The sequence below is a fragment of the Mycobacterium sp. NGS49 genome (assembly GCF_059812565.1).
In genome coordinates, this window is sequence record NZ_JCALCX010000003.1 from 296,811 (window position 1) to 307,597 (window position 10,787).

9 protein-coding genes are annotated in these 10,787 nt (G+C 67.2%); 1 reads left to right on the forward strand and 8 read right to left on the reverse strand.

Going from position 1 to position 10,787, the window contains the following annotated elements; genetic code table 11:
* Window positions 1-28: 28 nt before the first annotated feature.
* The 8 genes from argH to argC all read right to left on the reverse strand — a co-directional run bounded on the left by argH (window position 29) and on the right by argC (window position 8,508).
* Window positions 29-1,441: an argininosuccinate lyase gene (gene argH / locus AC5Y7D_RS04790; protein WP_499922155.1), complete on the reverse strand. Its 1,413-nt coding sequence runs from the start codon at window positions 1,439-1,441 to the stop codon at window positions 29-31.
* Window positions 1,442-1,520: 79 nt separating this feature from the next.
* Window positions 1,521-2,717 (reverse strand): argininosuccinate synthase, encoded by a 1,197-nt coding sequence (locus tag AC5Y7D_RS04795; RefSeq protein ID WP_499922156.1) that lies wholly within the window; start codon window positions 2,715-2,717, stop codon window positions 1,521-1,523.
* 49 nt (window positions 2,718-2,766) lie between these two features.
* Window positions 2,767-3,264 carry an arginine repressor gene (locus tag AC5Y7D_RS04800; protein ID WP_499922185.1) on the reverse strand — a complete coding sequence of 166 codons (498 nt, stop codon included), beginning with the start codon at window positions 3,262-3,264 and terminating at the stop codon, window positions 2,767-2,769.
* Window positions 3,261-4,187, reverse strand: a complete 927-nt coding sequence (gene argF, locus AC5Y7D_RS04805) for an ornithine carbamoyltransferase (protein ID WP_499922157.1) — start codon at window positions 4,185-4,187, stop codon at window positions 3,261-3,263. Before argF ends, AC5Y7D_RS04800 begins: the two co-directional genes overlap by 4 nt.
* Window positions 4,180-5,373, reverse strand: a complete 1,194-nt coding sequence (locus tag AC5Y7D_RS04810) for an acetylornithine transaminase (RefSeq protein WP_499922158.1) — start codon at window positions 5,371-5,373, stop codon at window positions 4,180-4,182. The genes argF and AC5Y7D_RS04810 overlap by 8 nt, the downstream gene beginning before the upstream one ends.
* On the reverse strand, window positions 5,370-6,257 hold the full coding sequence (argB, locus tag AC5Y7D_RS04815) for an acetylglutamate kinase (RefSeq protein ID WP_499922159.1): 888 nt from the start codon (window positions 6,255-6,257) through the stop codon (window positions 5,370-5,372). Before argB ends, AC5Y7D_RS04810 begins: the two co-directional genes overlap by 4 nt.
* Window positions 6,254-7,468, reverse strand: coding sequence for a bifunctional glutamate N-acetyltransferase/amino-acid acetyltransferase ArgJ (gene argJ, locus AC5Y7D_RS04820; protein ID WP_499922160.1), 1,215 nt, complete (start codon window positions 7,466-7,468; stop codon window positions 6,254-6,256). Before argJ ends, argB begins: the two co-directional genes overlap by 4 nt.
* Window positions 7,465-8,508, reverse strand: a complete 1,044-nt coding sequence (gene argC / locus AC5Y7D_RS04825; RefSeq protein WP_499922161.1) for an N-acetyl-gamma-glutamyl-phosphate reductase — start codon at window positions 8,506-8,508, stop codon at window positions 7,465-7,467. Before argC ends, argJ begins: the two co-directional genes overlap by 4 nt.
* A 370-nt stretch (window positions 8,509-8,878) precedes the next feature.
* Here argC and AC5Y7D_RS04830 point away from each other — a divergent pair.
* The coding region (locus tag AC5Y7D_RS04830; RefSeq protein WP_499922162.1) for a PE domain-containing protein at window positions 8,879-10,787 on the forward strand (1,909 nt) is incomplete at its 3' end.

The window sequence follows — 10,787 nt, forward strand, 5'->3', positions numbered from 1 at the left end:
CAACCCGGCAAAAGCTGCGGCTTGCCGCTCAGCGCCGCAGCTGCTGTCGCAGCCGGCCCGCTAACTCCGTGACCGCGAGCAGTTGCTCGGCGACCCGCTCGGGGGCGGTACCGCCCCGGGCGTCGCGGGACGAAACGGATCCCTCGATGGTCAGGACGTCACGGACGGCGGGTGTCAGCTCCGGGCTGATTGCGGTCAGCTCGTCATCGGTGAGTTCCTGCAGCCCGACGCCGCGCTGTTCGGCGGCACGCACCGCCGCACCGGCGGCCTCGTGCGCGGAGCGGAACGCGACGCCCTGGCGCACCAGCCACTCGGCGATATCGGTGGCCAGGGTGTAGCCGGCCGGCGCCAGCGCGGCCATCCGGTCGACATCGAACGCCAGGCTGCCCACCAGGCCGGCCATCGCGGGCAGCAGCAGCTCGAGCTGAGCCACCGAGTCGAACACCGGCTCCTTGTCTTCTTGCAGGTCACGGTTGTAAGCCAGGGGCTGGGCCTTGAGCGTCGCCAGCAGTCCGGCCAGGTTGCCGATTAACCTGCCGGACTTGCCGCGGGCCAACTCGGCGATGTCGGGGTTCTTCTTCTGCGGCATGATCGAGCTGCCGGTCGACCACGCGTCGTGCAGTCGCACGTAGCCGAACTCCGTCGAGCTCCACAGGATGATGTCCTCGGCGAGCCGCGACAGGTCCACACCGATCATGGCGAGCACGAAGGCCGCCTCGGCGGCGAAATCGCGGGCCGCGGTGGCGTCGACGGAATTGTCCGCGGCGGCCGCGAAGCCGAGTTCCGCGGCGATCGCATCGGGGTCCAGGCCGAGCGACGAGCCGGCCAGGGCGCCGGAGCCGTACGGCGATATGGCGGCGCGCTTGTCGAAGTCGACGATGCGGTGCACATCGCGCAGCAACGGGTGGGCGTGGGCCAGCAGGTGGTGTGCCAGCAGGATCGGCTGGGCGGACTGCAGGTGGGTTTTGCCCGGCATGATGGCCGTCGGGTGGGTGGCGGCCTGCTCGGCCAGCGCCGCGACCACCTCGAGCACCCCGTCGGCGACCCGGCGTACCGCGTCGCGCAGCCACATCCGGAACAGCGTCGCAATCTGGTCATTGCGCGATCGACCGGCTCGCAGCCGACCGCCCAGATCGGGCCCTACTCGGTCGATCAGGCCACGTTCCAGGGCGGCATGCACATCCTCGTCGGTGACCAGCGGGCCGAAGCTGCCGTCGGCCACGTCCTGCGCGAGGCTGTCCAACCCGGTCAGCAGGCCGTCGCGCTGCTCTTCGGTGAGCAGCCCGGCCCGGTAGAGGACCACCGTGTGCGCACGGGATGCGGTGATGTCGTAGGGCGCCAACACCCAGTCGAAGTGAGTGGACTTGCTCAGCGCGGCAAGAGCGTCGGACGGGCCACCGGTGAACCGGCCGCCCCACAGCGACCCCTGATGGGTGCTCATTTTCTCGGGCCGAGCAGACGCAAAAGCACCTTTTCGCCCTGCGTGTCGGGGGCTTTTGCGTCTTCTCGCGGTAGGAAGGTCACCGCATGTCCCGGCGAGCCGACAGCTTCGACGAAAGGCCGTGCACATAGACGAAGCCCTTGGCCATCGACTGGTCGAAGGTGTCGCCCTCGTCGTAGGTGGCCAGGTTGAAGTCGTACAGCGACTCGGCGCTGCGGCGGCCGTTGACCGCGATGTGGCCGCCGTGCAGCACCAGACGGACCTCGCCGGTGACGTGCTCCTGAGTCTTGGCGACGAAGCTTTCCAGCGCGACCTTCAGCGGCGAGTACCACAGCCCGTCGTACACCAACTCGGCCCAGCGTTGGTCGGTGTGCCGCTTGAACCGGCCCAGTTCACGTTCCAGGGTGACGTGTTCAAGTTCGGCGTGCGCGGTGATGAGCACCATCGCGCCGGGCGCCTCGTAGATCTCGCGGCTCTTGATGCCGACCAGGCGGTCCTCGACGACGTCGAGACGTCCGACGCCCTGCGCTCCGGCCCTGCGATTGAGCTCCTCGATGGCCTGCAGCACGCTCACCCGCCTGCCGTCGATGGTGACCGGCACCCCTTGCTCGAAGCCGATGATCACCTCGTCAGGGGTGTTCCAGTTGACGGTGGGGTCTTCGGTGTAGGAGTAGACGTCCTTGGTGGGCGCGTTCCACAGGTGCTCGAGGAACCCGGTCTCCACCGCGCGGCCCCACACGTTCTGGTCGATCGAGAACGGCGAGCGCTTGGTGACATTGATCGGGATGGCGTTCTCCTCGGCGAACGCGATCGCCTTCTCCCGCGTCCACGCGTAATCGCGAACCGGGGCCAGCACCTCGAGATCCGGTGCCAGCGAAGCGAATCCGACTTCGAAGCGCACCTGGTCGTTGCCCTTGCCGGTGCAGCCGTGCGCGACGATGCTGCCACCGTGCTCGCGCGCCGCGGCCACCAGGTGCTTGGCGATCAGTGGCCGGCTGATGGCCGACACCAGCGGATAACGGTCCATGTAGAGCGCGTTGTTGAGGATGGTGGGCAGGCAGTAGCCTTCGGCGAACTCGTCGCGGGCGTCGACCACGACGGCTTCCACCGCGCCGCAGTCCAGCGCACGCTGACGCACCACTTCCATGTCCTCGCCGCCCTGCCCGAGGTCGATCGCCACCGCAACGACCTCACGGCCGGTCTCCTTGCCTATCCAGCTGATGGCCACCGAGGTGTCCAGACCGCCGGAGTACGCGAGGATGACGCGCTCTGACATGAACAGTTCTCCTTTAGCTTGGCAAAGTCTGCAGCAGTGTATTTGAGATCTACTTGAGTTCTTCCAGCGCTGAGGCCAGCTCGGCGCCGGTCATCGGTTCGCGGGCGACGACGAAGACGGTGTCGTCGCCGGCGATGGTCCCGACGACGTACGGTAACGCCGCACGGTCGATCGCGCTGGCCAGATAATGGGCGCCGCCGGGCGGGGTGCGCAGGACCGCCAGGTTGGCGCTGGCATCGGTGGACACCAGCAGCTCACCCAGCAGGCGGGACAGCCGCCCGGTACCGCCGGCGACCCCGCGTACGGGACTGCCGTCTTCGGGCACGACGTAGACGCCGACGCCGCCGTCCGCTCCGCGCAGCTTGACCGCGCCGAGTTCCTCGAGATCCCGCGACAGGGTGGCCTGGGTGACCTCGATGCCTTCGGCGGCCAGCCGCGCGGCCAGTTCGCTCTGGCTGCGCACCTCGGCAGTGGACAGGATCGCGACGATGCGGGCCTGACGGCCGGCGCGGTTGGCGCTGACCTCGGGTGCCGCCTTGGCCGTCATCGCGACCGCTCCAGCAGCCACACCAGCAGCGCCTTCTGGGCATGCAGACGGTTTTCGGCCTCGTCCCATACCGCACTGGCCGGGCCGTCGATCACATCGTCGGTGATCTCGTCCCCGCGGTGGGCCGGAAGGCAATGCAGCACAAGGGCATCGGTATTGGCGAGGGTGAGCAGTCGCTGGTTGACCTGGTAGGGGCGAAACGGCTTGACGCGGTCCAGGCCGTCGCCCTCCTGGCCCATTGATACCCAGGTGTCGGTGACCAGGACATCGGCACCGGCCACGCCCGCGTCGGGATCGGCGGTCACCGTCACGTGGGCACCGGTCTGCTCGCCCCGCGTGCGGGCCGCGGCGACCACCTCGGGGTCCGGCGTAAAGCCTTCGGGCGCAGCGACGGTGACGTGCATGCCGGCGGTTACTCCGCCCAGCATCAGCGAGTGGGCCATGTTGTTGGCCCCATCGCCCAGGTATGTCATCTTCAGCCCCCGGAGTGCGCCCTTGCGTTCGGCGATGGTCTGCAGATCGGCCAGGACCTGGCAGGGATGGAACTCGTCGGACAGCGCGTTGACGACCGGCACCGATGCGGTCGAGGCCATGGCGGTCAGCCTGTCCTGCCCGAACGTGCGCCAGACGATGGCGTCGACGAAGCGGGACAACACGCGAGCGGTGTCCTCCAGAGTCTCGTCGCGCCCGAGCTGGGTGTTGCGTCCGTCGACGACCACCGCGTGGCCACCGAGCTGGGCGATACCCATCTCGAAGGAGAACCGGGTGCGGGTGGAGTTCTTGTCGAAGATCACTGCGATCCCGCGTGGCCCCTCGAGCGGACGACGGCTGAACGGGTCCTTCTTGAGCGTGGCTGCCAGCTCGAGGACCTCGGCCTGCTCGTGCGGCATAAGGTCATCGTCACGCAGAAAGTGCCTAACCATGCGCGGCTCCGGCGGTGTCGAGGATAGCTGGCAGGGCGGCGACGAAGCCGTCCAGTTGGGACTCGGTGACGATCAGCGGCGGGGCCAATCGAATCACGTTGACAGCGGCCGCATTCACCAGGTAGCCGGCCTCGCGGGCGGCCGCTTCGGCATCCTTGGCGTGGGGTGCGGTCAGCACAATGCCCTGCAGGAGTCCTCTGCCACGCACATGGTCGATCAGCGGATGACCCAGCGCTTCGATACCGTGCCGCAACGATTTGCCTTTCACCTCAGCGCTTCTCACCAGATCGTCGTCGGCCAGCGCGTCGAGTACGGCCAAGGCCGCTGCGGCGCAAATGGGATTGCCGCCGAAGGTGCTGCCGTGCAGGCCCGGGGTGAGTAGGTCGGCGGCCGGCCCGATTGCGATGCATGCCCCGATCGGGAGCCCGCCGCCCAGGCCCTTGGCCAGAGTGACCACGTCCGGTGTGATGCCGTCGTGTTGGTGGGCGTAAAACGTTCCGGTGCGACCCATTCCGGTCTGCACCTCGTCGAGCACCAGCAGGGCTTGACGGCGGGCGGTGATTTCCCGGGCAGCCGCCAGGTACCCTTCGGGCGGCACGACGACGCCGCTCTCCCCCATGATCGGCTCGAGAAACACTGCGGCCGTGCCGTCGTCGACCACCGCCTTGAGCGCGTCGACGTCACCGTACGGGACGTGGGTGACAAAGCCGGGAAGCGGTTCGAACGGCGCCTGTTTGCTCGGCTGCCCGGTGAGCGCCAGCGAGCCCATCGTACGACCGTGGAAAGCTTCTTGAGCCGCAACAATTTTCGTGCGACCAGTCAGGCGGCTCAGCTTGAACGCCACCTCGTTGGCTTCGGTCCCCGAGTTGCAGAAGAACACCCGCGCCGGCGTTTCAGCCCCCAATTGAGCGACCAATCGCTCGGCCAGCGCGATGCCCGGTTCGGTGGCGTAGAGATTGGAGGTGTGCCCGAGTGTGGACAGCTGCCGGGTGACCGCTTCGATGATGGCCGGATGCCGGTGACCCAGGAGATTGACCGCGATGCCACCGAGCAGATCCAGGTAGGTGTTGCCGTCCACATCGGTGACAACGGCTCCCTCGCCGCTGGCCAGCGCCAGCGCCGGAGTGCCGTAGTTGTTCATCATCACGGCCTGCCAGCGTTGCTGCACCGCTTGCGTGCGGGTCATACCGCAACCACCTTGGTTCCGGTGCCCGCGTTGGTGAAAAGCTCGACCAGGACACAGTGTTCGACGCGCCCGTCAATGACGTGCGCACTCGGCACGCCGGCGGTGACCGCACGCAGGCACGCCTCGACTTTGGGGATCATGCCCGCCTCCAGGGTGGGTAGCAATTGCGCCAAAGTGGCAGTGTCGATTTCGCTGACCAGTGATGTACGGTCCGGCCAGCTGGTGTAAAGGCCTTCGACATCGGTGAGCATCAAGAGCTTTTCAGCTCCCAGGGCTTCGGCCAGTGCCGCCGCTGCGGTGTCCGCGTTGATGTTGTGCACCACTCCCCCGGCGTCCGGAGCCAGCGTGGAGACCACCGGAATACGTTTCGCGGCAATCAGATCCAGCACTGCGGCGGTATTGACGAGCTCCACGTCGCCAACCAGACCGATGTCGGTGTCCACGCCGTCGACGGTGACACTGCGCCGCACGGCGGTGAACAGTTGCGCGTCTTCACCGGTGATCCCGACGGCGTACGGCCCATGTACGTTGATAAGGTTGACCAGTTCGCGACCTACTTGGCCGAACAACACCATACGGGCGACGTCGAGCACTTCTGGTGTGGTGACGCGGAATCCGCCCTTGAAATCACCGTCGATGCCGAGCCGTCGCAGCATGGCGGTGATCTGCGGTCCGCCACCGTGTACTACGACGGGATGCACCCCGCAATTGCGCAGAAACGCCATATCGGCGGCGAACGCCCGGCGCAGCGAGTCGTCGGTCATCGCGTTGCCGCCATATTTGATGACGACGATCTTGCCGTTCAGCTGCTTGAGCCAGGGCAGGGCTTCGGCCAGCACCTGCGCCTTGACCTGGGTGGGTAGTTCGTCGATATTCACCGTCATGAGCTGTAGGCCGAGTTCTCTTCGACGTAGCCGTGGGAGAGGTCGGTGGTGCGGATGTCGGCTTGGCCGCCACCGATCGCGAGGTTGACGACGATGTGGATGTCGGCTCCAGACAGATCCACGTCGCGGGCACCCGGAGTGCCGGTGCCGTCTCGGTATACCACAGAGCCGTTGAAGGACACGGTGATTCGGTCGGGATCCAGTTCCACCGGTGCCATCCCGACGGCTGCGACGACTCGCCCCCAATTCGGGTCGGAGCCGAACACCGCGGTCTTGACCAGGCTGTCGCGGGCGATGACCCGGGCCGCCGTCAGTGCGTCGTCTTCAGTCGCCGCCCCGCTCACCGTTACCGTGACGCGTTTGGTCACGCCCTCGGCGTCGGCCTGCAGCTGAGCGCACAGGTCATCGCACACCCGTAACACCGCATCGTCGAGATCGGCTTGACTGGGGGCGATTTCGCTGGCGCCCGATGCCAGCAGCAGGACAGTGTCGTTGGTGGAGCAACTGCCGTCGATGTCGAGCCGGTCGAAGGTGCGGGTCGTCGCCCGCCGCAGCGCCTGCTCAAGCTGCGCCGACTCCGCCACCGCGTCAGTAGTGATGACACACAGCATGGTGGCCAGCGAGGGCGCCAGCATGCCGGCTCCCTTGGCCATTCCGCCGACGGTCCACTTGTTCTGATGATGCAGGGCAACCTGTTTGGGGACCGTGTCGGTGGTCATGATGGCGTGTGCGGCGTCGTCGCCACCGGTGAGGCCGCCGTGCATCTCGTGCACGATGTCAGTCACCCCGGCAAGCACCCTGTCCATCGGCAGCCGATCACCGATCAGACCGGTAGAGCAGACGGCGACCTCGATGGCACCGGTTTCGGTTCCCCAGTCCGACAACGCGGACGCGACGGCTTCGGCGGTCGCATGGGTGTCCTGGAAGCCCCCCGGCCCGGTACAGGCGTTCGCCCCACCGGAATTGAGGATCACTGCGCGCAGTTGCCCGGTGGTGAGAACCTGCTGTGTCCACAGCACCGGCGCGGCCTTGACCTGGTTGCGGGTGAACACGCCGGCAGCGGTGTAATCGGGCCCTTCGTTGAAGACCAGGGCCAGGTCCAGGGCACCGGACGCCTTGATGCCGGCTGCGATGCCGGCCGCCCGGAACCCGGCGGGAGCGGTGACACCCTGCGCACGCAGCAGTTTCGTGCCGTCGTCGCCCTCGGTCACGGCGCCACTCCGACCACTGAGAGGCCCTCCGTCTCAGGCCAGCCCAGCGCCAGATTCATCGACTGCACCGCGGCGCCTCCCGTTCCCTTGACCAGATTGTCGATTGCGGCGATCGCCACGAATGTGGCAGCGTCCTCGTCTACGGCGACGGCGATGTGCGCGGCATTGCTGCCGATCACCGAACCGGTCCGGGGCAGCTGCCCCTCTGGCAGCAGATGAATGAAAGGCTCAGCAGCGTAAGCCTTTTCGTACGCGGCCCGCAGCTGCGAGATCGGTGCGCCGACGGGTGCGGTGCAGGTCGCCAGGATGCCGCGCGACGTCGGGATCAGCACCGGGGTGAACGACACCGTCACGTCGCGATCGGTGACGGAGCGCAGGCCCTGCACGATCTCGGGGGTATGCCGGTGGGCGCCGCCGATGTTGTACGCCCGCGCCGATCCGATGACCTCGGACCCGAGCAGATCCGTCCTGGCCGCGCGGCCCGCCCCGGAAGTACCGCTGACGGCGACGACGGTGACGGCCGGTTCGACGAGGCCTGCTGCCACCGCCGGCAGTAGGGCGAGTAAGGCAGCCGTCGGATAGCAGCCGGGCACGGCGATACGCCGCGCACCTTTCAATGTGTCCCGCGCGCCGGGCAACTCGGGCAAGCCATAGGGCCAGTTCCCCGCGTGCGGCGAGCCGTAGAAGCGTTCCCAGGCAGTCGCGTCACTGAGCCGGAAATCTGCCCCGCAGTCGATGATGACCGTGTCGGGACCGAGTTGCTCGGCCAGGACCGCCGAGTGCCCGTGCGGCAGGGCGAGGAAAACCACGTCGTGGCCACTGAGTACGTCGCGTTCGGTGGGCTCGACGACTCGTTGGCCCAGTGGAATCAGGTGTGGGTGGTGCTCACCCAGCGAACTACCGGCGCTGTTGGCCGCCGTCAACGCGCCTATTGTGAGGCGGCCGTCCCCATAGGCGGGGTGCCCGAGGAGCAGCCGGAGGATTTCACCTCCCGCATAGCCGCTGGCGCCGGCAACCGCCACCCGTATCGCGTCGAGCATGCGGCGATTCTGCATTGTTATGCACTAGTTTGCAAATTCATTCTCAGTACGCGGAATACCAGTCGCGGTTCGCGGTGCCCACGGCCCCAGTCGGCCGCTTGTCAACACGACACGCCGTCCTGCCCCTTCCCATTTCGTTGAACCGCTGCTATACACGAAGGAGCAGTTGCTCTCTGGCACAGCTGATTTCGGGTAAAGGTAGGGCCGCAAGGCCAATCGCAAACTATAAGTTTCTGCCCGGAAATTCTTAGAGTTTTGGGGTTTAGCCAGCTCTCCATACGGGGATCTATTGCCCACGTGCTGCCCCTGTGACGATCGGGCGTCGTTGGGTCACGACTTGTTCCATTTGGGGTCATCTGGGGAGATGGACATGTCCTTTGTCATTGCTGTGCCTGAATTCGTCGAAGCGGCGGCTGAGCAGCTTGCCGGAATTCGCTCATCGTTGATTGACGTCAGCTCTGCTGCGGCGGGTGCGACGACTCAACTTGCGCCTGCGGCCGCCGACGAGGTGTCGGCTGCGATCGCCCGGCTGTTCGGCACCCTCGGTGCGGACTACCAGGCTGTCAGTGCCCAGGCGACGGCTTACCACCAGGAGTTCGTCGCGGCAATGACGCGCAGTGCGACCTCCTACGCCGCCGCCGAGGCCGTCAACGCATCGGGGCTGTTCAATTTCGGTGGATTCCTCACCGCGCTGCAGAACAATTTCGCCAACCTCGCCGCCCAAGTGAGCGGCGCCTTGGGCACTACCTTCGGCATCCCGGGTCTGGGTGGTCAGGTCGGCGGGTCCGGCTCCCTAATGGGCAGCCTCGACGCGACAGCGGCGCTGCGGGCGCTGACCTCCCTGCCCAACCTCGGGGCCGGGCTGGCCCTGCAGACCGGCGGCGCGCTCGCGTCCGGCCTGGGTGCCGGGCTTGCCCAGACCGGCCAGGCCATCGCCAATTCGGGACTAGCACTGCAGAGCCTGGGTGGCAGCTTGTCGGGCACCGGCGCTGCGTTGTTCGGTCCGGCGAACGCGGCACTCGGCGCGTTCTTGAGCACCGGCATCGGCGCTAACCTGTCCGCCGCTGTCACGGGCAATCTGAGCGCGAACCTCTCGGGGCTAACAGAGCTCGCCCAGACCGGCGGATTGCTGGTGGGCAACTTCTTCGGCACCCTGTCTGGACTCACCGCGAACTTCGGCGCCACTCTCCCCGCCCTCGGCGCCCAACTCAGCGGCGCACTCAATGCCGCCATCAGTGGCGGCCTGCCGTCGTTCCAGGCCGGACTCAATGGACTCATCACCGCCGGCCAGAACCTGGCCGGCAGCTTCACCGCTACGCTTCCGGCTTTGGCGGGACAGTTCAACGGCGCACTCAACGCCGCACTCAGCGGGGGTTTGCCAACATTCCAGGCGCTGATCAATGTCGGCCAGAACTTCGCGGCCGGCTTCACAGCCGCACTACCCGCCCTGGCGGGACAACTCAATGGCGCGCTGTCAGGCGCCTTCGGCACCGGTCTGGGCAGCCTCAATGCCGCCTTGAACGCCGCCCTCAGCGGCGGCCTGCCCACGCTGCAGGCCGGTCTCAGCGGTCTGATCAACGCAGGCCAGAACCTGGCCGCGAGCTTCAGCGCAACCCTGCCTGCCTTGTCCGCCGCGCTCAGCGGGGCGCTGTCGGGCAGCTTCGAAGCCAGCCTGGCCGGCCTGAACGCCGCTCTCAACGGTGCGTTGAGCCTGCCCGCACTCTCCGCGGCCTTGGAGGGACTGGTACAGACCGGCGCAACCCTGGCCGGAAACTTCCCCGCCTTGGCTGCACAGCTCGCCGGTGGCTTCGGCACCGGTCTGGCAAGTCTGAACACCGCCCTTACCGCCGCATTCAACGCGGCTCTGGCTGGTGCTCCCGCATTCCAGGGCGCCCTCAATGCACTGCTGAGCGCAGGCCAGAACCTGGCCGCCAACTTCAGCGCCGCCTTGCCCGCGCTGTCGGCATCCCTGTCCGGGGCGTTGTCCGGCAACCTCGGCGTCAGCCTGGCCGGCCTCTCCGCCGCGCTGAACGGCGCCTTCACCGGCGGACTCAACGGCCTCAGTGCCGCCTTGAACGCTGCCTTCAGCGGCGGGCTACCGGCGTTCTCAGCCGCGCTCAACGGGTTGATCCAGAGCGGCGCGAACCTCGCCGCTCAACTGAGCGGCAGCTTTGGAACCGGGTTAGCGGCATTGAACGCCGCCCTCAACGGCACGTTGGCCGCCGCGTTGAATGGGGCCCTGTCAGCCGGCTTCGCCGCCACCCTCCCGGCCTTGAGCG

Coding starts and splice junctions, on each gene's coding strand:
- argH (WP_499922155.1), bottom strand. CDS start 1,441: ATGAGCACCCATCAGGGGTCGCTGTGGGGCGGCCGGTTCACCGGTGGC.
- AC5Y7D_RS04795 (WP_499922156.1), bottom strand. CDS start 2,717: ATGTCAGAGCGCGTCATCCTCGCGTACTCCGGCGGTCTGGACACCTCG.
- AC5Y7D_RS04800 (WP_499922185.1), bottom strand. CDS start 3,264: ATGACGGCCAAGGCGGCACCCGAGGTCAGCGCCAACCGCGCCGGCCGT.
- argF (WP_499922157.1), bottom strand. CDS start 4,187: ATGGTTAGGCACTTTCTGCGTGACGATGACCTTATGCCGCACGAGCAG.
- AC5Y7D_RS04810 (WP_499922158.1), bottom strand. CDS start 5,373: ATGACCCGCACGCAAGCGGTGCAGCAACGCTGGCAGGCCGTGATGATG.
- argB (WP_499922159.1), bottom strand. CDS start 6,257: ATGACGGTGAATATCGACGAACTACCCACCCAGGTCAAGGCGCAGGTG.
- argC (WP_499922161.1), bottom strand. CDS start 8,508: ATGCTCGACGCGATACGGGTGGCGGTTGCCGGCGCCAGCGGCTATGCG.